The organism is Gammaproteobacteria bacterium (assembly GCA_015709635.1).
Lineage (GTDB): Bacteria > Pseudomonadota > Gammaproteobacteria > Burkholderiales > Nitrosomonadaceae > Nitrosomonas.
The window spans coordinates 3069179-3095163 of record CP054180.1 but is presented as its reverse complement, the minus strand read 5'-3'; the positions used below and the strand labels follow the sequence as shown (position 1 = coordinate 3095163).

22 protein-coding genes and 1 tRNA gene are annotated in these 25985 nt (G+C 50.5%); 14 read left to right on the top strand and 9 right to left on the bottom strand.

The window, feature by feature from the left end; genetic code table 11:
* Window positions 1–2 precede the first annotated feature (2 nt).
* Window positions 3–959: a hydroxymethylbilane synthase gene (gene hemC / locus HRU78_14725; protein ID QOJ24735.1), complete on the bottom strand. Its 957-nt coding sequence runs from the start codon at window positions 957–959 to the stop codon at window positions 3–5.
* Between the two features lie 125 nt (window positions 960–1084).
* On the opposite strand from hemC, the gene ppc reads away from it, so the two are divergent.
* The 10 genes from ppc (at window position 1085) to HRU78_14675 (ending at window position 11806) form a co-directional block, all read left to right on the top strand.
* Window positions 1085–3880, top strand: coding sequence for a phosphoenolpyruvate carboxylase (gene ppc, locus HRU78_14720; protein QOJ24734.1), 2796 nt, complete (start codon window positions 1085–1087; stop codon window positions 3878–3880).
* Window positions 3881–3944: 64 nt separating this feature from the next.
* A complete protein-coding gene (locus HRU78_14715; GenBank protein QOJ24733.1) occupies window positions 3945–5249 on the top strand; it encodes an insulinase family protein in 1305 nt (434 codons plus the stop codon).
* An 11-nt stretch (window positions 5250–5260) separates the two neighbouring features.
* A complete protein-coding gene (gene rsmD / locus HRU78_14710) occupies window positions 5261–5815 on the top strand; it encodes a 16S rRNA (guanine(966)-N(2))-methyltransferase RsmD (GenBank protein ID QOJ24732.1) in 555 nt (184 codons plus the stop codon).
* On the top strand, window positions 5808–6287 hold the full coding sequence (gene coaD, locus HRU78_14705) for a pantetheine-phosphate adenylyltransferase (GenBank protein QOJ24731.1): 480 nt from the start codon (window positions 5808–5810) through the stop codon (window positions 6285–6287). Before rsmD ends, coaD begins: the two co-directional genes overlap by 8 nt.
* A gap of 16 nt (window positions 6288–6303) precedes the next feature.
* On the top strand, window positions 6304–6561 hold the full coding sequence (locus HRU78_14700) for a YfhL family 4Fe-4S dicluster ferredoxin (GenBank protein QOJ24730.1): 258 nt from the start codon (window positions 6304–6306) through the stop codon (window positions 6559–6561).
* Window positions 6562–6715: 154 nt separating this feature from the next.
* Entirely contained in the window at window positions 6716–7561 is an 846-nt protein-coding gene (locus HRU78_14695; GenBank protein QOJ24729.1) for an HDOD domain-containing protein, read from the top strand.
* A 183-nt stretch (window positions 7562–7744) separates the two neighbouring features.
* A complete protein-coding gene (locus HRU78_14690; protein QOJ24728.1) occupies window positions 7745–10207 on the top strand; it encodes a YdbH domain-containing protein in 2463 nt (820 codons plus the stop codon).
* Between the two features lie 112 nt (window positions 10208–10319).
* Window positions 10320–10535 (top strand): YnbE family lipoprotein, encoded by a 216-nt coding sequence (locus tag HRU78_14685; protein ID QOJ24727.1) that lies wholly within the window; start codon window positions 10320–10322, stop codon window positions 10533–10535.
* 25 nt (window positions 10536–10560) lie between these two features.
* On the top strand, window positions 10561–10911 hold the full coding sequence (locus HRU78_14680; protein ID QOJ24726.1) for a YdbL family protein: 351 nt from the start codon (window positions 10561–10563) through the stop codon (window positions 10909–10911).
* Window positions 10912–11419: 508 nt separating this feature from the next.
* Window positions 11420–11806: a hypothetical protein gene (locus tag HRU78_14675; protein QOJ24725.1), complete on the top strand. Its 387-nt coding sequence runs from the start codon at window positions 11420–11422 to the stop codon at window positions 11804–11806.
* A gap of 24 nt (window positions 11807–11830) precedes the next feature.
* Here HRU78_14675 and HRU78_14670 read toward each other — a convergent pair.
* From HRU78_14670 to HRU78_14660, 3 genes are all read right to left on the bottom strand, one after another.
* Window positions 11831–12588, bottom strand: a protein-coding gene (locus tag HRU78_14670; protein QOJ25092.1) for an IS5 family transposase whose coding sequence is annotated in 2 segments (ribosomal slippage) — window positions 11831–12273 and window positions 12273–12588 — 759 coding nt in all. Because the reading frame shifts where the segments join, the coding sequence is not laid out codon by codon here.
* Between the two features lie 140 nt (window positions 12589–12728).
* Window positions 12729–14381 (bottom strand): hypothetical protein, encoded by a 1653-nt coding sequence (locus tag HRU78_14665; protein ID QOJ24724.1) that lies wholly within the window; start codon window positions 14379–14381, stop codon window positions 12729–12731.
* Between the two features lie 39 nt (window positions 14382–14420).
* Window positions 14421–15560 (bottom strand): Do family serine endopeptidase, encoded by a 1140-nt coding sequence (locus HRU78_14660; protein ID QOJ24723.1) that lies wholly within the window; start codon window positions 15558–15560, stop codon window positions 14421–14423.
* Between the two features lie 78 nt (window positions 15561–15638).
* On the opposite strand from HRU78_14660, the gene HRU78_14655 reads away from it, so the two are divergent.
* Together HRU78_14655 and HRU78_14650 are read left to right on the top strand one after the other, a co-directional pair.
* Window positions 15639–16385 (top strand): Nif3-like dinuclear metal center hexameric protein, encoded by a 747-nt coding sequence (locus tag HRU78_14655; GenBank protein QOJ24722.1) that lies wholly within the window; start codon window positions 15639–15641, stop codon window positions 16383–16385.
* Between the two features lie 231 nt (window positions 16386–16616).
* The gene (locus HRU78_14650; protein ID QOJ24721.1) at window positions 16617–17819 is read left to right on the top strand and encodes a murein transglycosylase A; all 1203 of its coding nucleotides are present in this window, start codon (window positions 16617–16619) and stop codon (window positions 17817–17819) included.
* Between the two features lie 50 nt (window positions 17820–17869).
* On the opposite strand, the gene HRU78_14645 is transcribed toward HRU78_14650, so the two are convergent.
* Together HRU78_14645 and HRU78_14640 are read right to left on the bottom strand one after the other, a co-directional pair.
* Window positions 17870–18592 carry a DsbC family protein gene (locus tag HRU78_14645; GenBank protein ID QOJ24720.1) on the bottom strand — a complete coding sequence of 241 codons (723 nt, stop codon included), beginning with the start codon at window positions 18590–18592 and terminating at the stop codon, window positions 17870–17872.
* A gap of 27 nt (window positions 18593–18619) precedes the next feature.
* The gene (locus HRU78_14640) at window positions 18620–19789 is read right to left on the bottom strand and encodes a UbiH/UbiF family hydroxylase (protein QOJ24719.1); all 1170 of its coding nucleotides are present in this window, start codon (window positions 19787–19789) and stop codon (window positions 18620–18622) included.
* 261 nt (window positions 19790–20050) lie between these two features.
* Here HRU78_14640 and HRU78_14635 point away from each other — a divergent pair.
* Window positions 20051–20126 (top strand) — tRNA-Met (locus tag HRU78_14635).
* Window positions 20127–20392: 266 nt separating this feature from the next.
* Here the strand turns inward: HRU78_14635 and HRU78_14630 are convergent.
* The 3 genes from HRU78_14630 to adk all read right to left on the bottom strand — a co-directional run bounded on the left by HRU78_14630 (window position 20393) and on the right by adk (window position 24729).
* Window positions 20393–22450, bottom strand: coding sequence for a sodium-translocating pyrophosphatase (locus HRU78_14630; GenBank protein QOJ24718.1), 2058 nt, complete (start codon window positions 22448–22450; stop codon window positions 20393–20395).
* 229 nt (window positions 22451–22679) lie between these two features.
* A complete protein-coding gene (locus tag HRU78_14625) occupies window positions 22680–23939 on the bottom strand; it encodes a 6-phosphofructokinase (GenBank protein QOJ24717.1) in 1260 nt (419 codons plus the stop codon).
* A gap of 136 nt (window positions 23940–24075) precedes the next feature.
* Complete coding sequence (gene adk / locus HRU78_14620) at window positions 24076–24729, bottom strand: adenylate kinase (protein QOJ25091.1); 654 nt, start codon at window positions 24727–24729, stop codon at window positions 24076–24078.
* Between the two features lie 221 nt (window positions 24730–24950).
* On the opposite strand from adk, the gene recA reads away from it, so the two are divergent.
* Window positions 24951–25985: a recombinase RecA gene (gene recA / locus HRU78_14615; protein QOJ24716.1), complete on the top strand. Its 1035-nt coding sequence runs from the start codon at window positions 24951–24953 to the stop codon at window positions 25983–25985.

Sequence of the window (25985 nt, the reverse complement as noted above, 5' to 3'; positions counted from 1 at the left end):
TGTTATTTCCAGCCTTCTGCCGGGACCAAGGTCGCCAGGATTTCGCCGGCTCCTTTATTGATCAGTTTTTGCGCCAGCTGTTGACCCATCGTAATGCCGGTTTCCGGTTTGCCAGTCAAGGCGTCACTTACGATACGGCTGCCATCGGGCTGCGCCACGAATCCGCGCAGTTGCAGCGTGCCGTTGCTGATTTCAGCGAATGCGCCCAGCGGCACCTGGCAGCTGCCGCCCAATACGCGGCTCATGGCACGCTCGGCTTCGACGCAATAGGCGGTTTCCGGGTGGTGCAGTGGTTGCATCAATTCAACCAAGTCGGTGCGATCAGCACGGCATTCGATTCCCAGAGCACCTTGCCCCACTGCCGGCAAGCTTTGTTCGGGATTCAGCAACGCAGTGATGCGGTCGGATAATCCGAGTCGTTTCAAACCGGCGGCAGCCAGAATGATCGCCGCATATTGCCCTTCATCGAGCTTGCGCAGGCGGGTCTGCACATTGCCGCGCAACGGTTGCACCGTGAGATGCGGGAATTGCGCGCGCAGTTGACTTTCGCGCCGCAAACTTGAAGTACCGACGACACTGCCTGCAGGCAATGCATCAAGGTTGCCATAGCGGTTGGAAACGAAAGCATCGCGTGGATCTTCCCGTTCCGTTATGGCGGCCAGCTTGAATCCTTCCGGCACATTCATCGGCATGTCTTTCATTGAATGCACGGCAATGTCAGCCCGTCCGTCTTCCAATGCTTGCTCGAGCTCCTTAATGAATAATCCTTTTCCGCCAATTTTTGCTAAAGACTGATCCAAAATTTGATCACCGCGTGTCGTCATGCCGAGTATGCTGATTTCAGTTTGCGGGTATAATTCGCGCAAGCATTTCTGGATGAACTGCGCTTGCCACATCGCGAGTAAACTTTCCCGGGATGCGATGACGATTTTCTGTGGAGATAAAAGTGAGTTGGGCATTAATAGTATAAAATGAAAAAATTACAAAAAATTTTGAATAGTGATCATTTTAACATGGCCGGCAGTGACTTGGCTTGTTGCCGGCACATGCCGGGTTCATTTTTAATCGTGGGTACGTTAATGCGATGAGCGCGGCTGATTCAGGGAATAATAATATCAATAGTAAATTAGTCAGTGATAAGGACTTGCCGTTACGCGAGGATATTCGTTTTCTTGGCCGTTTGCTGGGCGATACGTTACGCGAACAAGATGGTGATGGCGCTTTCGAGCTGGTGGAGAATATACGTCAAACCGCGATTCGTTTTCATCGCGATCAGGACCTCAAGGCGCGCGAAGAGTTAGATGCGATACTCAACCGCTTGAGCGATAAAGATTCATTGTCTGTTGTCCGCGGGTTCAGTTATTTTTCATTGCTGTCCAATATCGCGGAAGATGTGCATCACAACCGGCGGCGGCGTGCGCATTTGCGCGCCGGGTCCTCACCGCAGGAAGGCAGTGTGACGCTGGCGCTGGAACGTGTGCTGGCGAATGGAAATGAACGTAACGTTCTGGCCGGGTTTTTTAACAAAGCCCTGGTTTCGCCGGTGCTCACGGCGCATCCGACGGAAGTTCAGCGCCGCAGTATATTGGATTGCCAGTTGGCGATCGAGCGTCTGCTGAAAGAACGTGCGCTAACCGAACTGACGCCGAACGAATTACGCCACAATGAAGAAGGGCTGCGAGCCACCATCCAAATTTTATGGCAAACGCGTATGCTGCGGCCAAGCCGCCTGTCAGTCTATGATGAAATTGAAAATGGGTTGGCTTATTACAGCTATACGTTTTTAAACGAAATTCCCTATATTTACGCAAAGATTGAAGATTTGCTCGAACGTCGCCTGGCGCATGATATTCCGCCGGTGACTTCGTTTTTGCGTATCGGCAGCTGGATCGGCGGCGATCGCGACGGCAATCCGTTCGTCACGCACGATGTCATGCTACGTGCGGTGGAGCGTCAATCGTCGGTAGCATTGGATTTTTATATCGACGCCGTGCAAAAAATCGGCCGCTCGATGAGTCTGACCGAACAAATCGTGCATGTCAGCGATGAAGTTAAGCAATTGACCGCTACCGCACCGGATATTCCTAACCGGTCCGATGAACCGTACCGGCGGATTTTTCTCAGTATTGCCGCGCGCCTGGTTGCAACCGCGCATCAATTGGGTCATCAGGTGACGCAATACACACCGGCCGAACCCAGGGCGCCTTATTCCAGTAGCACCGAATTTTTGCACGATCTCAATGCCATCATTGATTCCCTGAAGCAACACAAATCTTCCTGGATAGCACGCGGTGCAGTACGCAATCTGCGCCGTGCCGTGGATGTATTCGGTTTTCATTTGGCTCCGCTGGATATGCGCCAGCACAGCAAAATCCATGAACAGGTCGTCAGCGAATTATTCGAACACAGCATGAAGCGCAAGGACTATTCGCAATTGAGCGAAAAGGAGCGCATCGACTGGCTGCTTGCGGAAATCAGCCAAGAGCGTTCGGTGCTGGCTTCATTTGATGATTTTTCCGAGCTGGCGCAATCCGAGCTGCGGATTTTGCAATGTGCAGCCGAAATTCATCGTCGCTTCGGCCGTGCAGCGATGACGAATTACATCATATCGATGACGACCGGTGTCATTAATGTGCTGGAAGTGGCCTTGCTGTTACAGCAATCCGGCTTGCTGCAAGCGGGAGAAAATCCGCAATTGCAGCTTAATATCATCCCGTTATTTGAAACCATCTCCGATCTGCGCAGTTGCAGCGCCATCATGGATCAGTTATTTTCCTTGCCATACTATCGCAAGCTGCTGAATTCGCGCGGCAATGTGCAGGAAGTGATGCTCGGTTATTCGGATAGCAACAAGGACGGCGGTTTTATCACGTCGAATTGGGAAATTTATAAAGCCGAGATCGAACTCACCAAGGTTTTTGCTAAGCACAAAGTGGAATTACGCTTGTTTCACGGCCGCGGCGGTACCGTGGGGCGCGGCGGCGGACCCAGCTATCAGAGTATTCTGGCACAACCGCCGGGCAGTGTGAATGGTCAAATCCGCGTCACCGAGCAAGGCGAGGTGATCAGCAGTAAATATGCTGAGCCTGAAATTGGCCGCCGCAATCTTGAAACCCTGGTGGCAGCGACTATGGAGGCGACGTTGTTGAGTCACGACTCTCTCGGCGTGAATGCGGAGCGCTATTATCGGGCAATGGAGCAACTGGCCTCCGCTTCTTTTGCGGCTTATCGTGACTTGGTGTATGAAACCCCCGGATTTAAGAAATTCTTTCTGGAATCGACGCCGATCCGGGAAATGGCCGGATTACACATCGGCAGCAGACCCCCTTCGCGCAAGAATTCCGACGCGATTGAAGATTTACGTGCGATTCCTTGGGTGTTCAGCTGGAGTTTGAGCCGCATGATGCTTCCCGGCTGGTATGGTTTCGGTCATGCGGTGGAAGCCTTTGTCAATCATGAAGAGCAAAATGGACACGGGTTGGCGTTATTGCAGGAAATGTACCGGGAATGGCCCTTCATGCAGACATTGTTGTCGAATATGGACATGGTGCTGGCTAAGACCGATATGGGCATTGCCTCGCGTTACGCGGAACTGGTCGAAGATGTTGCGTTGCGGGAGCAGATTTTCGGGCGTATTCAAGAGGAGCGCGCAAGGAGTCAAAAATGGCTGTTCGCCGTGACCGGCCATACCGAATTACTGCAGGACAATCCGACGTTGGCGCGCAGCATCCGCAATAGAACGCCGTATATCGATCCGCTCAATCATTTGCAGGTGGAATTGCTGCGCCGTTACCGTTCCGGTGAAGATAGCGAGGAAGTCAAACGCTCCATTCATTTGACGATCAATGGAGTAACGGCCGGTTTGCGCAATAGCGGTTGATCTTGGCGCAGGCTTGTTTTTCCTTGGATATTTACTCTGAATGTGTTCGTTGTAGGAGGCTCAGGTGCAAATAAAGCAGTTCGTTTTTATCGTATTATTTGGTTTTTTTTCTCAATGGACCTGGGCTACATTGCCGATCCAAACTTGGCAAACCGCCTCCGGCACGCGCGTGTATTTTGTTGAAAATCATGACCTACCGATATTGGATGTCAGTGTTGAATTCGCCGCCGGTAGCGGCATGGATACTGCCGATAAGTCCGGTTGCGCCAGTCTGGTTCAACATATGCTCAATCTTGGCGCGGGCGGGTTGTCGGAAGATCAGATCGCCACGGCGCTGGCCGACGTCGGCGCGCAGCTGAAAAGCCATTTCGATCGCGACCGTGCCGGCATTGCCTTGCGTACGTTGAGCAGCGAGCGCGAGCGCAAGCAGGCGCTGGATATAGTGGTGCGTGTTATTCAGCAGCCGGAATTTCCGCACGATGTCGTGCTGCGGGAAAAAGCAAGAACCGTCGCCAGTATCAAGGAATCCAGCACTAAACCGGATTACATCGGCGAACGTGAATTGATGAAAATGCTGTACGGCCATCATCCCTACGGACTCAATGAAATGGGTGAAATCGAGACGCTGAACCGGCTGCAGCGGGAAGATCTGGTAGCATTTTATCGTGCTTATTATGTCGCCAAGAATGCGGTGATCGCTATCATGGGCGATGTCACCCGGTCTGAAGCGGCGGCGATTGCCGAGCAATTAACGGAAAAATTATCCGCCGGCGGAGCAAGCACGGAAATACCGCCGGTATCGATACCGCCGGCGGGAATAAAAAGAATTCCTCATCCGGCAACGCAAAGCCACATCCAAATGGCCTATCCGGGATTGCGGCGCAGCGATCCGGATTATTTTCCGCTGTTGGTCGGCAATCACATCCTCGGCGGGGGAGGATTTGTTTCACGCTTGATGGAAGCGATTCGCCAGGAACGCGGTTTGGCTTACAGCGTGTATAGTTTCTTTTCCCCTTATAAAGAGCAGGGGCCGTTTCAAATCGGCTTGCAAACCAAAAAGGAGCAATCGGAAGAAGCCTTGACCTTAACGAACAAAGTGCTTAAGGAATTTGTCGCGAATGGTCCGACTGAAGAAGAACTGAAGTCGGCAAAGCAAAATATCATCGGCGGTTTTCCACTGCGCATCGACAGCAATAGCAAAATATTGGGCTTTTTATCCATCATCGGTTTTTATCGTTTACCGCTAACTTATTTGACGGATTATTTGGCGGCGGTTGAAGTGGTTACCACCGAGCAGATCCGGGATGCATTCCAACGGCGGATCCAGCCTGACGGCATGGTGACGGTGATCGTGGGAGCACTTGAATAGCATTCGCGCGGATGACGTCAATGCGGGGAAAAGTTCGCATCATTGGCGGCCAGTGGCGCAGCAGGCTATTGGCTTTCCCGGAGCATCCCGACTTAAGACCGACGTCTGATAGAATACGCGAGACGTTATTTAACTGGCTAGGGCAAGACTTGAGCGGGCTAAGCTGCCTCGATTTGTTTGCCGGCAGCGGTGCATTGGGCTTTGAAGCGGCATCGCGCGGCGCGGCAATGGTGGTGATGGTGGATGCGGATGCAAAAATCTATCGTGCATTGCGGGAAAATAAGGAAAAATTGCAGGCAGCACAAATTGAACTGGCAATGATGAATGCGATGAGTTTTTTGAATTCGGATACGCGGAAATTTGATGTTATTTTTCTCGATCCTCCTTACCGTCTGGCGTTGTTGCCGGCATTGTTGCCCTTATTGCCATGTCATCTTGAAACGGGCGGGGTGGTTTACGCTGAAGACAAAGGCAATTGGACTGCGGATGCGCACTGGCAGGTAAAGCGCGACACAAGAGCTGGCAGTGTGCATTACCGGCTTCTGGAGCTGGCGCAGCATGGATAAAGCGATTTATCCCGGTACTTTCGATCCGATAACCCGCGGGCATGAAGACCTTGTCCGGCGTGCGGCGCGTTTATTCGATCAAGTCGTGGTGGCGGTTGCGGTGAGCAGCAGTAAGAAGCCGTTTTTCACCTTGGAAGAACGCGTGGAAATGGCGCAGGAAGTCTTGTCGGATTGTGCGAATGTCAAAATCATGTCCTTTTCCGGTTTGCTGATGCATTTTCTGCAACAGCAGAATGCGCGCATCATTTTGCGTGGCTTGCGTGCCGCATCCGACTTTGAATATGAATTTCAGATGGCGGGAATGAATCGCGGATTGTATCCCGATGTCGAAACTTTGTTCATGACGCCGTCCGAACAATACATGTTCATTTCAGCCACCATGGTGCGTGAAATTGCGTTGCTCGGCGGTAACGCCGATACCTTCGTACATCCCCTGGTTGCGAAAAAGCTGCGCGAGAAAATAATTAAATAGTGCTACGAGAATTTAAATGGCGTTAATCATTACCGACGAATGTATCAATTGCGACGTTTGTGAACCTGAATGTCCTAACGGCGCGATTTCGCAGGGTGAAGAAATCTACCAGATCAACCCGGCGCTGTGCACCGAGTGCGTCGGGCACTACAATGAACCGCAATGCGTCGAAGTATGTCCGGTTGATTGCATCACGGTCAATCCCGATAAAATCGAAAGTAAAGAACAGCTGCTGGCAAAATATCAAATGCTTGTTTCCGTAAAATCAGAATAAAGAATCCGGTAGTACCAATGCCAATGACTCTTCTCGACGAAATCCAATAGTTTTTCCCGTCTAATCGTCAGCGTAATCCTGCTCGTTTTAGTTTAATCTTAGTGAGTACTTAACTCCCTAAGATCCCTTTTATTTTTCCTGAACAGAGACTTCGATGGATGACCCACGCACGATTGTGACGAATGTCCGCTCAATCTTTTCTTTACCCGATGTGGTCATTCGCGTGAATGATTTGATTGATTCCGGAGAGGCGACCAATTCCGAATTGGAGCAGGTAATTTCCAGTGATCCCGCACTCACGGCAAAGATATTGAAATTTGCCAATAGCGCTTATTTTGGTTTTTCCGGGAAAGTGGAAACCGTTTTAAAAGCAATTTCGATTATCGGACACAAAGAACTTCGTAATCTTGTGCTTGCATCATCGGTAACTTCCACATTCAAAGACATCCCGCCCGATCTGGTCGATATGGATATATTTTGGAATCACAGCATCACCTGCGGCGTTACTGCGCGCCTGCTGGCTTCCAGTGTCGAAAGCCGGGAGCGCTTTTTTATCGCCGGGCTGTTGCATGGCGTAGGCAGGCTAATCCTTTTCAGTCAATATCCCAAAGAATCCGCGAAAGTGCTGAGCTGCATGAATCAAGGCGAAGATGCGGCAACCCAGGCGGAGCTTAAAATATTCGGTTTTACTCATGCGCAATTGGGTGCTGAGCTGCTGCGGCAATGGAAACTGCCGTCCAATATTTGGAAGATGGTTGAATACCAATTGAATCCAATGCAGGAAAAAGAATGCCAATACGATGCGTGCACGCTCTGTGCGGCAGTCAATATCGCGAATTATGTACAGCCTTGTACCAATCAGCGCATCAAACAAAATGAAACGATATCCGAGCGCGCACTGCAGACCTGGAGTTTTCTCGGCTTATCAGCCGAGATTGTCGAATCGGTAATGACGGTGGCGAAGCTGCAAGTCATTGAAGTTTTTAATGCCATCCATTAATATCAAAACTCTGGCTGTGTACAAAAGTGGTTGATTGAAATAAGCGGAGAGTATTTCATCGCTGATCTGCTTTGTAATCGGCATGAGTTAACGTAAAAAACTATATGGCTACATCCTATGTGGAATCATTGATGGCAAATCAGGGAGCAAAATGACCTATTGCGAACCTTCTCAATCCAATCAATGAACAAAGGGTTAAAAACCGCATTACTGGCTTTGATCAGTCTGATCCTCGCTGCCGCGGCGGGCCTTTATATTTTCCGCAATCCCCTGCTGCAAGTGCTGATCGGTCAGCAATTGAGCAAGCAAGGCTTGCCGCTGCAATCCCTTACCGGACTGGACGTCTCGTTCAATGCTTTCCGCTTGAATGGTCTGGCAGCAGGCAACAACAAAGAGTTGCGGCTGGATCACCTGCTCGCCACGTGGCACTTGCCGGATCTGCTGGCGGGAAAACCGCTTTCGATTGAAGTCAGCGGTTTGCAAGTCGCGCTCGATTTGGATGCACGATTTCCTGTAAGTTCCCAACCCATGACGGCCTCATCCGGAAAAGGCATCAGTATTCCTTGGTTGCCCGACTTTTCACTGAAAGATTCGACCATTCACTTGCATTCCGCCGCCGGCAACGCCGACATTGCGCTATCCGGCGAGATCGCGCAGCGCCAGCCGGATGGTCAAGCAATTCGCCTGAGTGTGATTGCTTCCGGTGCGCTTGCGCAAAGCACAAGCTTACTGACTGCCACACTGGATAAACAGGGAAACCTGCAAGGCAAGATTGTGGTTTCCGATGGCGGGCTGGCGTTGCCCGCAGCGAAAATCACCCGCTTCTCGGGTGAAGCAGCCTTTGCATTCGCGGCATCGCAACTGCAACATATCCGGACTGAGCTCGCATTATCCGGCATTCACGTGCCTGGAAAAGCACCGGTGCAACCGGCATCCGGACAGGCCGATAAAAATCCAGCAACACCGTCAACATCGGGTGACGTGGCGATAGATCAAATCACCTTGAAGGGCGATATCCGCGCATCGGCGCAATCCGTGACCGGGTTACTGGATTTGGAACTCGCAGGCGGTCAATTGTCTGCGCAGCCTTTGAAAGTTCAACAACTGTCGGTTTCCCTACCGATACAGATCGCTTCCGAGCAGGATAATTGGCGCATCGGCTTACGCAATCCGGGGCAGATTACTTTGGGCAAGGTCGATTCCGGCGTTCCTGTTCATTTGCTGAATGCGCTTAAGCTTTCTGTTTCCCAAGCGAACCTGGACTTGGTAAAAAGCGCGCAGGGCTGGTCACTGGCACACGATATCGCCGTAACCCCCGGCAACCTGAGCTTGCGTGCTGATCGTGCGGAATCTTCCGCAATCGACGCGCAGATTCATCCAGGAAAAATCGCCTTGACCGGGAAATTCGATGCCGGTAAGAACTACCAAGGCCGATTCAATATTACCGATGCAGGTTTCGCATTGCCGCAATCCCAGTTGCAAATGAAAGATATCTCCGCCACTGTGCATCTGGACGATGCCGAGCTGGGCACTGCCGCGGATTTTGCCATTGGCCGGTTGCAACATTTGGCTTCCGAACCGCTATTTGCCGCGCTGTCGATTTCGGGCAGCGTCCGCAACGAAGCTGCCGATGGGGAACCGGCGGTATATGCCTTGAACATCGCAGGCGGAGTGCCGGATTTGCGCTATTTAAAAGTCAGCGGCCAGCACGCGCCCGATAGCGGCAATGGCATGCTCAAAGCGGAGATTGTTCCCTTCAGTTTCTCACCGCATGGTTTGCAACCTGGCGCTCTATCTCCCGCTCTTGCGCAACTCGAAGAGGTCAGCGGTCATGTCAGCGCCAGCACACAATTCAAATGGTCCAACAAGGGCATACAAAACAGCCAGGCTGCATTCGAGCTGCGCGATCTGTCATTCGTGCGCGAGAACGTCAAACTCACCAATCTGAATGTCGATCTCCACGTAACGGATTTGTTGTCTCTCAGTACGCCGCCGCGGCAGACGATTACTGTTCAGCGCATCGATGCTGGTGCTCCGCTGGAAAATCTGCTGGTTTCCTATCATATCGAAGGCACCGATCCGCCGCGCTTCGCCCTTGAGCAAGCGCAATTTTCCGCGCTGCAGGGCACGGTATCCGTGGTACCGACCATTATCGATCCGGCAATGGCGCGCTCCGACACGCTGATCCGCATCAGCAACATCGACCTGGAATCCTTTTTCAATCTGATCAAGGTTGACGGACTGACGGGCAGCGGTCATCTCGATGGCCAGATCCCGTTGACATTAAAAGAAAATCAAGTAACGATCACACGAGGTCATCTGGCGGCCCGGACGCCGGGCGTGTTGCGCTTCCAATCGGAAAAAGCTTCGCAGCTGCTGGCTTCATCCGGGAAAGAAATGAATTTATTGCTGCAAGCCGCGCAGGATTTTCACTATACCGAATTATCCATGGATCTCGACAAAGCCGTGACGCATGATCTGGTAGCCAAACTGTCGCTGTTAGGGAATAATCCAGCAGTGAAGGACGGGCGGGCATTCCGTTTGAATATCAAGCTTGAAACGGATATCGATAAAATCCTGCAAACGATCAACCGGGGTTATAACTTATCGCATGAAATCCTGCGTGGCACGTTAAAATTTAATTAAGCAGGCTTAGGGTTAAATGGAATATATGAAGAAACACAAAAATGCTTATTACCTGGATTCCAGCCCAAAGTGCAAAGCGGCGCAACAATCCATCTGAAAAGGGAATGCAATCATGCGTAAAATTGCTCAGACGATCGGTACAACGATAGTCAAAATAATTCTAATCATTTGCTGCCTGGTGCTTATTGCATGCGCACCGACAGTCAAAGTGGAATCACCCCAGGAACCGATTACGATCAATCTCAATATTAAGCTGGATGCGGATATCCGGGTGAAACTTGAAGAACAAGCCAAAAAAGATATCGCGGCCAACCCCAGCATTTTCTGATATCCAACGCGACAAGGAGAATACTATGCAGTGTATTGCAAACATGACCGCTAAAAAAACGTTGACAGGGATCAGCCGTGCCCTTTTGCTCGCTTTAACCCTTACTGCGATACCGTCTTGGGCGGATTCTCTCGAGAATCTGCGCGCATCCGGTGCCATCGGAGAAAGTTATAACGGCTATGTCGTCGCGCGAGAACCGGGTGCCCGAGGAGAAGCCGACGAGATCAATGCGAAGCGCAGAGCCATTTATCAGGAAAAGGCAACCGCCCAAGGCATCGATATCGAACAAGTCGGAAAAGTCTATGCCGCAGAGATCGTTCGCACCGTCCCGCCGGGAACTTGGATTCAAACCAACGGGCAGTGGAAAAAGAAATAGCGGAAAGTGTGCATTGAATTCCGCTGGGCCCCATCCCTCGCTGCTTACGACGAGGTGTTTTATTTGCGCAGTTTTTCGTTGATCAGCTGCGCGACAATTAATCCCGCCACTAACGCAATTACAGAATAAATAGTAATTTCTATCCACTCGCTCATCTGGCTATACCTCATATCAATTAATCGAAGCCCGCATTCTATTCTATATAAGATAGTGGGAATTGAATGAGAAATTATTCTTGACTATACCTTGGCGCGGAAAGCTTTTATTTACTTAGCGATTGACACAGCCCGGAATTATTCTCACAATTGCGGCGCACGTGAATGGCTTACCGTTCGATCATGTGGAAAAATTGACTATGTCCGCATGCCATGGCTTTAAGATTGAATGGTAAAGTCATGATGCCACCTTCGCAATTGTAAGGTTGTGTCTGACAAAGCAATGGAAAGCATTGATGTTGATACAACAGTTTTGTAACTTTAATTCCAAATTGATTTTATAGGTTAATACAATGAAAAAATTACTTCTTGCAATACTTATCACGATGATGGTTGTCCCTAACGTTTATGCCAAGAAAAACAAAGGCAGCGTATCAAAAGCGCCTGCGAAATCCCAACCGGCAGCTGCTGCTCCACAAAAACAAACCAGCACACAAAATCAATCTGCGCCAGCACCGGCTCAAGCGCAAGCAGCCAATCCAAGTCCATCTCAACCAGCCGCGGCCGCGGCCCCCAATGCAGCAGCTCAAAGCCCTTCACTTATGCAGTCCGTTATGCCAGCGTTGGTCGGTGGAGCGGTGGGAAGCTATGTCGGCAACAAATTGGCTGGTGATGGCGGAGAACATGCAAAAGTAGCAGAAGAAAATGCGGAAAAAAAAGAAGAGCAATTTTTAAAATAATAAGTTAACTAGGGCCTGTTAACACTACCTAAGTGCTTCGACGATGAGAGCGAAATGGATGAATGAGAGAAAAATGACATCCAGTTTGTCGAATCTGGAGAATATTCGACGGAATCCCTTGAGTCTGCGGAATAATCTTTCGATCTCATTGCGTTTTTTGTACATGGCGCGGTCATATTCCCAGAGCTCCAGCCGATTAGTTTTGGGTGGGACAACCGGGATATAACCGAGCTCCAATGCAAGCTGTCTGGTTTGATCACCCTCATAAGCGCGATCCATCAGCAGATGAGTAGGAGAAGAGACGGGGCCGAGTGCTAACAGGAGTTGTCGTCCTTCCGGTGCGTCATGTGTATGCCCCGGAGATAAGGAAAAAGTTATGGCTGTTCTGGTATCTGCGGCAACCAGATGAATTTTAGTGGTCCAGCCACCTCGGGATTTGCCGATGGATTGCGGGCCGTTTTTTTTAATGCACCAGTACCATCAGGGTGCACTTTGATGCTGGTGCTATCCATCGAAACGGCTTCAATCTTGATGCGAATGATTTGTTGATGCTGCAGCTGCTCAAAAACTTTTTGAAGCACGCCGCTTTTCGCCCATCGATTCATTCGAGTGTAGATGGTATGCCAATTACCGAAACGCTTGGGTAGTCCGCGCCACTTGCAACCATGCTCGGTAACATACAGAATAGCATTGAGAATTTGTAGATTGGAATGACTGACATTGCCACGCTGGCGCGGCATGCAGTGTTCGATCTGTTGATATTGAGTTTCGGTGATTTCCATCACCATATTATATCAAATAGTGTTAACAGGCCCTAATAAAGGAATCATTCATATTTATTGTGCAGGCGAATCGGGTGATTATTCAACCGGAAAAATTGGGTCGATTCGCCTGACAAAAAGCTGAATAGCATTTAAAATCATCAAGCATTGCGGAAACGGGAATGCTTGACCAGCAGGATCGTAATCAGCGGCAACACAAAGCCGATGACTGTGACGGTAATCAATAAATGTCCCAGTTCGCTATAATCGGCTGGCACCGTAATCTGACCGGTCGCCATATCTTTCACTTCGCGTTTTACTTCGTACAATTGGTTGAGGTACTTGGTGCCCAGTTGCGAAGCCGACAGCGCCAGATTGGTGAACGATGCCATCACGGCAAAGAACGTGGCCTTGAGCTTTTCCGGTGCGGAGTTGGCGATCCAAGCCAGCATCGGCACCATGGCAATCTGCCCTAACGGCGACTCCAGCGCGGTATCGATCAATACAATGAAACGGGCGTCGACAACACCGCCGGTGATTGATGCCGTCCACTCGTGCAGGCCAAAATACATGCCGACGATCGGCAGCGACAAAAAGCTGCTGACAATAGTGAGAAAAGCGATGATATAGGCAATCGAACGCTCCGCCATGAAGCGGCGGAAAATAAACATACCGAACAGCGTCAACACCGCGCCGATCAGCGACAACACCGCGAGAAACTGCTGATCGAACCCCAGCACATCGATCATCCACCAGGTGGAACCCGCACCGGGACTGGGAATCGCGCGGAAAATGAAAATCATCACGGCGGTTCCGACCAGCACATTGCGGGCATCGGGTTCGAGTTCCCCAGTCAATCGCCACATCAGAAAAACAATAATCGCCATGGAAATCGCAAACACGATCTCCTCACCGCCGGATACACCACTGACTCCAACACCCAGCGACATAACGGTAAATACCAATCCGCCACCGAGAATCCACCAGTTAATCGCAGGCGGCTCCGAATGCATGCCGAGCAATTTATCCACTTCTTGCCGGTTATGTCCCTGCGCAAGGAAGCGTTTGCGCTCGCGCCGTTGCAACCACGACGCAAAAACGACACCGAAAATGGAAACGGCAGGAATGATCAAAGCCAATTCATAAACCAGTAAATACACCGCATCTTTTTCCGCTTCCGGCATTGATCCTGTGTCGCGCAGCAAGAAGACGTTGGCAACGGATACCAATACACCGCCGCCGATGATCGCGACGCGCCCCAAAGTCTGCATGGTGACATGCATGAGCTTACGTTTTTCCGCATCCAGCTTATTACCGTTTTCGTCGACGCGCGGCACCGCTTCGACGGTCATCGCATCGGCGACCACATCCTGCAGCACATAACCGACCGGAGCCAGCAGCGCCGAAGATACATACCAAGTTTCAACCGGCGCCATCGCAACCATCGCTTCGGTGTGCCCAAGCAAGCCAATCATAATGAGCAAACTGAGCATGATCAGGCTGGCGCCCAGATACACCAGCAAGCTTTTCCAGCGCCACACCAAATCGACCAAATGGCCCAGCGGCATCTTCAGCGCCCACGGCAACATCATCCAGAATCCTAGCGCCGCCAGGAATTCGGCGGACAGACCGAGCCTTTCCTTGACGTAAAAGGTACCCACAATCCCGGTCAAACCGGAAATACCGGCAGCCACATACACCATCAGCGGCGGCAGATACGACAAGCGCATTTCCCGTCCGAGCGCCAGAATATTGGCGCTGAACCACTGCGCGATGACGGCTAACAATCCGTTAGCGGGCAAGAGATTTCTCATAAATTTTAAATTGCATCAGATTGGAATATTTGCATGCGGCTACTTCTGTTTAGGACGCACACCGACCTTGACCGGAATCGATTTCTCCTGCTTGTTGCGAATGACCGTCACCGGCACGGTTTCACCCGGTTGCAGCGCCGCCACCACATTCAGCATCTCGGACGAATTCTTCAGCGATTTGCCTGTTATCGCAATCAGAATGTCGCCTGCTTTGATGCCGGCTTTGTCCGCCGGACCGTCTTTCAGCACACTGGCAATCAGCGCTCCATTCGGCTCTTCAAGACCGAATGATTCCGCCAGCTCCTGCGTCATATCCTGCATGCTGACACCCAGCCAGCCGCGAATCACACTGCCGGTTTGCACGATTTGTTCCATGATCTGCTTGGCGATATGCACCGGGATGGCAAAACCGATACCTAGCGAGCCGCCGCTGCGCGAATAGATTGCCGTATTGATGCCAATCAAATTACCCGACGTATCGGTCAGTGCGCCGCCGGAATTGCCGGGATTGATGGCGGCATCAGTTTGGATGAAATCCTCGAAGGTATTGATACCGACCCGGCTTCTACTTAGAGCACTGACAATACCCATGGTGACGCTTTGCCCGACACCGAAAGGATTGCCGACCGCCAGCACGACATCACCGACTTTGACTTGTTGCGATTGACCGAATGTGATCACCGGCAAATCCGTCAGATTGGTTTTCAACACAGCCAGATCGGTTTCCGGATCGGAGCCGATCAACTTCGCTTTGGCCTTGCGGCCGTCGACCAGGGCGATTTCAACCTCGTCGGCTGCTTCGATCACATGGTGATTGGTCAATATATAACCGTTAGCGCTGACAATCACACCGGAACCCAGGCTTGAGGCGCGCCGCGGTCTGGATTCGAATTGTTCGCCAAAGAAGCGGCGAAAGGCGGGATCGTCCATAAACGGATGAGCAGGTTCTTTGACTTCTTTACTGGTAAAGATATTCACTACCGACGGCATGGCAACCTCCGCCGCTTTGGAATAGCTGTCCGGCCTGTCCGCTTCAACCTCCGGCGCGGTTTCCCGGATAGTCACGATTTCCCCGCGCGGCTTCCACGGCAGCAATTCCGGCCGCAGCGTGGAAATCACAAAAAAAATAGCCAGCAAAACTGTCGCGGTTTGTGCAAAAATCAACCAGAGTCTATACATTAAATTAAGTTACTCCAAAATAAAAAAGCCGCGGAAATGAATTCATTGCGGGGTAGTATATGTGTTAAGGAGAAAAAAATGCATCGAGATGAACTGGAAAATCATCTGAATCAATTACTGGACATATCCCGTTTTCATGATTATTGCCCAAATGGCCTGCAAGTGGAAGGGCGCGACAGCATTCAAACACTAATCAGCGGCGTGACCGCTTCGCTCGATTTGCTGCAAGCCGCTGTCGCAGCCAAGGCGGATGCTATCCTGGTACATCACGGTTACTTCTGGCGCGGCGAGGATATGCGCATCACAGGTATGAAAAGCCGCCGCATTGCACTGCTGATGCAGCATCAGATCAACTTATTCGCTTATCATCTACCGCTGGATATCCATCCGCACCTTGGCAACAATGCGGTATTGGGCAAGAAACTGGGATTAATCGAAACCGGCCGCTTTGGCGAGCAAGATGTAGCAGCGTACGGAGAATTGGCGCAAATCACAACATTGAGTGCATTGGGAGAAAAAATATCACGCACATTGCTGCGCAAACCGACGATCATCGGCGATCCCGACAAACCCATCCGGCAGATTGCTTGGTGTACCGGCGCAGCGCAGAGCTATTTCGAAGCCGCCATTCAACAGGGCGTGGATGCCTACATTACCGGTGAAATTTCCGAGCAGAACGTGCATGCCGCGCGTGAATCCGGCGTTGCGTTCATTGCTGCGGGGCACCATGCGACGGAGCGCTACGGCGTGCAAGCCGTGGGCGATCACATCGCGCAGAAATACGACATCCAACACCAGTTTATCGATATTGAAAATCCGGTGTAGCCCGACCGCAGTCTGGCTATATTTATATCAAATAGGGAAGATAACCTGACGGTTGTCATCTAACTGCCCTTGTTTTCATCATCTTTCTTCTTTCTGCCCGAAAACATGGTCCACCAGATGACAAACAGAAACAAACCCAGCGCTACTGCCGCTTCGACTACCAGCCACCACCAATTCATAATGTAAGATACGCTCAAGTTAAAAACAGATCGCTACTCTAACCAAAATCCGATGAAAAACCAATTGCATTTTATTATTGCTATTTCATACTTGTTTCTCACCGCTTGTGCTACCGGAACGATTAGCCCTACGCTGCCGCCCAGTGAGCCAACCGAAGCCGTCAAACCGCCGCCGTCCGAGAAACCGCTGACAAAATCCGTTTACAAACGCGTTCAGTGGCCGGCGTTAACCGGTTGGAGACAGGACGATCTGCAGCCGGCATGGCAAGCATTCCTGAAAAGCTGCACGGTTCTGAACAAGCAGCCGGCCTGGAAGGAAACTTGCCGATTGGCAGCGGCACAGAAGCAAAACGATAACGCCGCGTTGAGAAATTTTTTCGAAACCTACTTTACGCCTTATCAAATCATTAATACCGACAACAGCGAAGAAGGGTTGATCACCGGTTACTACGAACCGCTACTTAAAGGCAGTCGCAAACCTTCCAGCCGCTATCGCTACCCGGTGTATGCCGCTCCCGATGATTTGCTGACTATCGAATTGGGCACCGCCTATCCCGAACTGAAGGATCTGCGTTTGCGTGGCCGTCTGAATGGACGCAAGGTTGTCCCTTATCATAGCCGGGCGGATATCATGAGCAATCCGAAGTTACTCAATGGTTACGAACTTCTCTGGGTTGAAGACGAAGTCGAGTTGTTTTTTCTGCACGTGCAGGGCTCCGGTCGGATTGTTCTGGATAACGGGGAAATCATGAAAATCGGCTTTTCGGATCAGAACGGTTACCCGTACAACTCGATTGGCAAGCTCTTGGTCGAACGCGGTGAATTGCCGCTGGAAAAAGCATCTATGCAAGGCATCAAACAATGGGGGCAGCAAAATCCCAAAAAGCTACCGGAATTGTTGCAGCAAAACGCCCGCTACGTTTTTTTCCGCGAACTTCCGTCCGATTTATCCGGTCCGATCGGCGCTTTGGGGGTGCCGCTGACCGCTGGGCGGAGCATCGCCATCGATCCGCTGTCGATCCCGCAAGGTGCACCCGTGTTTCTGGCAACGACCTGGCCCAACAGCAACAAACCGCTTAACCGCCTCATGGTAGCGCAGGATGTCGGCAGCGCCATCAAAGGAGGAATTCGTGCGGACTTTTTCTGGGGATTCGGTCATGACGCCGGCAATCAGGCGGGAAAAATGAAGCAGCGCGGAAAAATGTGGATATTGATGCCGCGCGACTATAAATCGCCTACGCTCACACGGCAATAAAAAAGCTTGCTGGATTTCTCCAGCAAGCTTTTTCAACATCAGTATAAAACTTATTTGCTCCTGCTCGCGCTTTCCAGTTTTTCCTCTATGCTTGCAGCGGGAATCATGCCGCCGACAATCGAGCCATCGGCAAATATCAACGTCGGCGTGCCCGATACTTTATTCTCGTGACCTGATTTCACCAACACCTCCAACGGCGTATCACAATCCTTACCCGACGGTGCAACCCCTTTCAGCATAAAATCATCCCAGGCTTTGATTTGATCCTTGGAGCACCAGATTTTTTTCGACAATTCCATCGAACCTTTCAATACCGGGTACAGCAAGGTATAAATCGTAACATTGTTGATGTTCAGCAATTCTTTCTCCAATTGCTTGCAATAAGGACAATTGGGATCGGTAAAAACAGCCAGCTTACGTTTGCCGTCACCTTTCACGACTTTGATGGCATGTTGCAACGGCAGTGAATCCAGCGACACACGGCGCGCCGCTTTGATTTCCTGAATGCGTTCATTCGTCAGGCTAGTCCGGGTTTTAGCATCGACCATATGACCGAAGAATAAATAATTGGCTTTATCATCGGTGTAAAACACCTCATCGCCGACCACCACTTCGTACAATCCCAAGAGTGGTGTTTTTTTCAAGCTATCAATCGTATGTCCGGGAAAATGCGGCAGTATGGCTTTTTTCAAAGCTTCTTCATCGGCCCAGGCGGGCGCGGAAAAAAAACTAACGATCAAGATTGATATGAAAAGCTTTAAGCGCGTAGCCATAAGGACTCCAGTTTTAGAAAATAAAATTTAATTCAAAGCGTGTTGCATCAAGCGGTTTTTGATCAGCGGCAAACGATTGGTGATCTCCAATCCGAGATTACGCAAGCGCGCCAAGGTCGGATTGGAATTATTAAACAGTTTCTGCAAACCGTCGGTAACCAGCTCCAACGCCCGAATATCTTCCTTGCGCGCCAGCTCGTAACGCCGCAGCAGCATAAAATCGCCGCAATCCGTGCGCAGCCCGCGTGCCTTGAGCACTGCCGCAAGCTCGCGCGTATCACGCAATCCCAGATTCACCCCTTGACCGGCCAGCGGATGAATGCCGTGCGCGGCATCGCCAATGAGCACCAAACGCGGCTTAATCAAATTATCCACATGCACGAAATTCAGAGGGAAACCAACCGGCGGCGTAATCAACTGTAATCTGCCCAGTGTATGCGAGGAAGCTTCCTCCACGCGGGCGCACAACTCGTCGGCGGGCAAATTACGCAAGAAATCGGCATGATCCTCGGTCGTCGACCAAACCATCGAAACCCGTTTATCCGGAAGCGGCAATAACGCCAGCACACCGTCCCGTCTGAACCATTGGTGGGCAATCTGGCGATGCGAAAGCTCGGCGCTGAAATTGGCTACCACGCCAATCTGGTCATATGCATGCCGGGAAGCCTCGATTCCAGCTTGCTTGCGCACCCAGGAATTCACCCCATCCGCACCCACTACCAAGGCAGTTTCCAATTGGCTGCCATCCACCAGCTGCACTTCCGCATGCGTATCGTGCCAGGTAATTGCCGCACATTTTGCCGGACACAAGAGGTGCAGATTTTCATTTGGAGATTTGAGCACTTCCCAGACGGCTGACTGCAGTTGACGGTTTTCCGCAATAAACGCCAGTTTCGGTATACCGATTTCATACGCGCTGAAGTTGATATGTGCGGTATTGTCATCGCCGAATACCGCCATTTCATAAACCGGCGCCACGCGCTCGGCTGCCATCAACTGCCACACACCTAGTTCTTGCAGAAAAGCCACGCTGCCCGGGCTGATCGCATACACCCGGCTATCCCAGCTGTCATCCTGCGGCAACGGCGCCGTTTCATGCGGTTCTATCAGCGCGATTTTCAGACCGCTATCCTGCAGCGCCGCCACCAGGCTTGCCCCAACGAGTCCACCGCCGATTACAATAATATCGAATTTCATGGAAATGATTATACAGCCGCTTTGTTATGGGCGGGTAACACAAACTAAAGCTTTCCTGAAAGCGAAGTTTGACTGACTATCGAATTCAACAAGCTTCACAGTACCTCCAATCCAATGCATCTACTCCGTCAGCTGTGTTTAAACAGCCTACATATACCCCCAATCCTATGAAAACATGCATAAACCCTTGTCCAGCCAGATTTTTGATCTTGACAAGCCCCCCCCTCAAAGGCACAATGCTGCCCTTGCGTTTCAGCACATGGCGAATTAGCTCAGTGGTTAGAGCAGCGGAATCATAATCCGTTGGTCCGGGGTTCAAATCCCTGATTCGCCACCATTCCTGCAAAATCTCTGTCTTAGAAGCGACTCCCTCACAGCTCCTGATTAATTATCTGCAATAAAATTTCTCTGATTTATATCGAGGCTTTTGCAAAGCATATGCTTTTTGCCTTGAGCATCATCAGTCCAGAATTCTTCACGAGTAACAAAAAAGCCGGATGTGTCTGTCAGTTTACACTTGAGCCTGATTAGCATTAAGTGTAATAAAAAAAGCACATCAGTTTCCTGATGTGCTTTTTCGGGTTACTCCCTTGATTACTGTTATTACAGCAATGGAATAATCAACAATGCCACGATGTTGATGATCTTAATCAAAGGGTTAATCGCTGGACCAGCGGTATCTTTATAAGGATCGCCCACGGTGTCACCAGTCACTGATGCTTTATGAGCTTCACTTCCTTTGCCACCGAAGTGTCCGTCTTCGATATATTTCTTCGCATTATCCCAAGCACCACCGCCGGTTGTCATAGAAATTGCGACAAACAAACCGGTTACGATAGATCCCATTAATACGCCACCCAGTGCTTGCGGTCCCAAAATGACGCCAACTAACAACGGGATTAGTACCGGCAATAACGAAGGAACCATCATCTCATTGATCGCTGCTTTCGTCAGCATATCAACCGCACGGGAATAATCGGGCTTCGCTGTACCTTCCATGATGCCAGGAATTTCTTTGAACTGGCGGCGCACTTCGATAACGACTGATCCAGCTGCGCGTCCGACGGCTTCCATCGACATCGCACCGAATAAATAAGGAATCATACCGCCGATGAAAAGACCGATAATCACCATGTGATTGGACAGATCAAAAGTCAGCTCATGTCCGGCATGTTCCAGTGCATGCGTATAGTCGGCAAACAGCACTAGCGCAGCCAAGCCGGCGGATCCGATCGCATAACCTTTGGTCACGGCTTTGGTGGTATTACCGACAGCATCCAGCGGATCGGTAATGGCGCGCACGGAATCCGGCATTTCGGACATTTCCGCAATACCGCCGGCATTATCCGTAATCGGGCCGTACGCATCCAGTGCCACGATAATACCCGTCATCGACAACATTGAGGTTGCCGCGATAGCGATACCGTATAAACCGGCTAATGCATAGGCCAAAATAATGCTGATACAAACAGCCAGAACCGGTGCCGCAGTTGCGCGCATTGAAACACCCAGACCGGCAATAATATTGGTTGCGTGGCCAGTTGTAGATGCTTCAGCAATGTGCTTAACAGGATGATAGTCGGTTGAGGTGTAGTATTCGGTGATAACAACCATCAATCCAGTTAACACCAGACCGATCGTTGCGGCCAGGAAAATGCGCATTACCAGCATGCCGCCAGAAACTTCGGTACCGTCAACAACAAGTGACATGTCGCCCATAAACCATACGGTGACCGGTAAGTACGCCACCAACGCGATACCGCCTGCAACCATCAAACCGCGATAGAGCGCGCTCATGATAGTGCCGCCGTCGCGCATCTTGACATAGTAGCAGCCAACGATAGAGGCAATAATCGAAACGGCACCGAGCATTAACGGATAAACAACAGCGCTACCGGCATTGGCGGTAAACAATAATGCGCCCAATAACATGGTCGCAATAATCGTAACCGCATAGGTTTCAAACAAGTCAGCCGCCATCCCTGCGCAGTCGCCGACATTATCACCTACGTTATCGGCAATAACGGCTGGATTGCGTGGATCGTCTTCAGGAATACCAGCTTCAACCTTACCGACCAGGTCTGCGCCTACGTCCGCGCCTTTGGTGAAAATACCGCCACCCAAACGCGCAAAAATAGAAATCAGCGATCCGCCGAAGGCAAAACCAACCAACGGTTTGATCACATCGCTAACCGCCTGATCCGGGTTAGCACCGTCGAATAATATGGCGCAGTAGCCAGCAACACCCAGCAAACCTAAACCCACCACCAGCATCCCGGTTACAGCACCGCCTCTGAAAGCAATCTCCAGCGCTTCATTTAAACCGATGCTCGCAGCTTGTGCAGTACGGACATTGGATTGAACCGATACCGTCATTCCCAGAAAACCCGCAGCACCGGAAAGCACAGCACCTAAAGCAAAGCCAATTGCCGTATCCCAGCCGAGCGCCAGCCATAATGCAAAAAACAAAACCGCACCAACCATACCGATGGTCATATACTGACGCTTCAGATATGCCGATGCGCCTTCCTGAATCGCTTTGGCGATATCCTGCATACGCTGATTGCCTGTAGATTGAGCAAAAATCCCCTTAATCCATATTCCGCTGAATATCAGGGCTACAATCGCACTACCAATTGCGATAACTAAACCACTAGACATAAAAAAACTCCAATTAAAGTCAGACCACCAAAATCACATGTAGAATCTTGGCCTAATTAATTCCACATTATTAAACACTTGTCCAAACCTGAATACAATCAGAACGTATTTTATCCGTTCTTCTCGCTCGCGTGCAGCAAATATTAATAAAATTTAGATTGTTATGTAACCGAACCTTTATTGTTTGACTTCATTACAACACTGGAACAGTTACCATCCAAATTAAAAATCAGATCTTGAATTCACTCAATTTCTTTGCGACCGCAACATTCTTTAACCGCACATAATCCGGCAAACCGTTCTTATACGGTGGATAGTCCTCGCCTTCTATGAGCGGTGCCAGGTATTCGCGGCATGCTTGGCTGATGCCAAATCCATCGTCACTGATAAAATCAGCCGGCATCATTTTTTCGACATTCGCCACGCTGGACAGCTGCGCCATGCCAACCGACCACTTATAAGGTGAGCTGGATTCACGCACGATGGTTGGCATGACCGAATTATGACCCGCCAAGGCATATTCCACGGCCGCTTTACCCATCGCATAGGCTTGCTCAACGTCGGTTTTGGATGCCACATGGCGCGCTGCACGTTGCAGATAATCCGCCACACCCCAGTGATACTTCAATCCCAAACCGTCTTTGATGATATTCGCCACCACCGGTGCAACACCGCCTAATTGCGCATGACCGAAGGCATCGCGCAACCCTTGGTCGGAGAGGAAATTACCATCGGCGCCTTTAACGCCTTCCGATACTACGACCGAGCAGTAACCGTAGTCTTTGACATAGCGGTCCACTTTGGCAAGAAACTTTTCTTTGTTGAAGGTCACTTCCGGGAATAAAATGACAATCGGTATCTCGCAATCCGGACTGGAAGCCAAACCGCCGGCAGCCGCAATCCATCCCGCGTGGCGTCCCATGACTTCGAGCACGAAAACCTTGGTGGAAGTTTTAGCCATACTTGCAACGTCAAAGCTGGCTTCACGCGTGGATACCGCAATGTATTTCGCGACCGAACCAAAACCCGGACAGCAATCCGTAATCGGCAAATCATTATCGACGGTTTTGGGAACATGGATTGCCTGAATCGGATAACCGAGCGTGCCCGACAATTGCGAAACCTTCAGGCAGGTATCAGCCGAATCGCCGCCGCCGTTGTAAAAAAAGTAACCGATGTTGTGCGCTTTGAATACTTCGATCAGACGTTCGTATTCGCGCCGGTTTTGTTCCAAGCTTTTTAATTTGTAGCGGCAGGAACCGAATGCGCCCGATGGGGTGTGGCGCAACCCGGCAATCGCTGCCGCCGAGTCGGCATTGGTATCGATGAGATCTTCGGTCAATGCACCGATAATGCCATTACGGCCCGCCAGCACTGTGCCGATTTTATCGGCATGCTGCCGTGCAGTCTCTAGAACACCCGCAGCGGAAGCGTTAATGACTGCCGTAACACCACCGGATTGGGCATAAAACGCATTTTTTATTGCCATATTTTTCTCCTGATTAATCAAATCGTAAACAAACTATTTCATTCTACTCAATCTGTACGCGCAAAAACTCAGGTGCGATTCATCGCGTCCTGAGTTTCAAACCTGTTTTGTGGATCAAAAAGAGGCTGGCTAAAACTTATTTCAATGCCGCAAAAATCAGATCACGTATTTCTTCAACCGTGCCGATGCCGGCTATTTTGATATAGCGCGGCGCACCGTTACCGCCTTTCGCCGACCATTTTGAATAATAATCAACCAGCGGTTCAGTTTGCTCATGGTAGACCTGCAAACGCTTGCGAACGGTTTCTTCCTTATCGTCATCGCGTTGAATAAGCGGCTCACCGGTTACATCATCCCGGCCATGCGTTTTGGGCGGATTAAAATCCACGTGATAAGTGCGGCCCGATGCGGGATGGACTCTGCGGCCCGACATGCGCTTCACAATTTCGGCATCCGCAACATCGATTTCAACCACGAAATCAATCGGTACACTGGCTGCTTTCATTGCATCGGCTTGCGGAATCGTGCGTGGAAAACCATCGAACAGGAAACCGTTGGCGCAATCAGGCTCGGTGATACGTTCCTTGACTAAATTGATAATGATATCGTCGGAAACCAATCCGCCGCTATCCATTATTTTTTTTGCCATAATGCCCAGTTCAGTCCCCGCTTTTACAGCGCTGCGCAACATATCGCCCGTTGAAATTTGCGGAACACCGAAATGTTCCTTAATATAACTGGCCTGAGTGCCTTTCCCGGCACCAGGACCTCCTAACAAAATGACGCGAATGATTGTTCTCCCTGTATTACCAATTGCTAAAGGCTGGGGCAGCGCACATCTCTATCCGCTGCTGTACGATTTCGCGCAATTATAGCGCACGCGCGTTTGATTCTCGAATTTTTTACTATGTTATTCTTTTTATCGCCTAAACAATGACATAAAACAAGTTAGATTGACCGGATATGGTTATGCGATAATTTCCCGACTTTTCATATAGGATTCTAATCAGCATGGACGAAAACAGAAGTAAAGCGCTTGATGCCGCGCTAGCCCAAATCGAAAAGCAATTCGGCAAAGGCTCCATCATGCGGCTGGGTGCTAACGATGTCGCTTATGACATTCAAGTCGTTTCTACCGGCTCGTTGGGACTCGATATCGCATTGGGTGTCGGAGGGTTGCCGCGTGGACGGATCATAGAAGTTTATGGCCCTGAATCGTCCGGCAAAACGACGCTAACCCTGCAAGTTATCGCCGAAATGCAAAAATTGGGAGGAACCGCGGCTTTCATCGATGCGGAACACGCACTGGATCCGCAGTACGCGCAAAAGATCGGCGTCAATGTTAAAGAACTGCTGATATCGCAGCCGGATAACGGCGAACAAGCGTTGGAAATCGCCGATATGCTGGTGCGCTCCGGCTCGGTCGACATCATCGTGGTGGATTCCGTCGCCGCGCTCACACCGCGAGCGGAAATCGAGGGCGACATGGGCGATCCGCAAATGGGATTGCAAGCACGGCTGATGTCGCAAGCATTGCGCAAACTGACCGCGAACATCAAACGCAGCAACACCATGGTGATTTTCATCAATCAGATCCGCATGAAAATCGGTGTCATGTTCGGTAACCCGGAAACGACCACCGGCGGCAATGCGCTGAAATTTTATGCCTCCGTGCGCCTGGATATCCGCCGCACCGGATCGATCAAAAAAGGCGAAGAAACCATCGGTAACGAAACGCGCGTAAAAGTCGTAAAAAATAAAGTCGCGCCTCCGTTCAAACAAGCAGACTTCGATATCCTCTACGGCGAAGGTATTTCGCGTGAAAGCGAAATCATCGAGCTGGGCGTATTGCACAAACTGATCGACAAATCCGGCGCCTGGTATGCTTATCAAGGTGAGAAGATCGGTCAGGGTAAAGACAATGTGCGCGATTACCTGAAAGAACACAAAGAGATGGCGCAGGAAATCGAACAGAAAATCAGAGCCATCGTCGGCATTGCCGATTACGCCAAACCGGTCAAAGAAAAATCCGAGAAAGAGTCATAA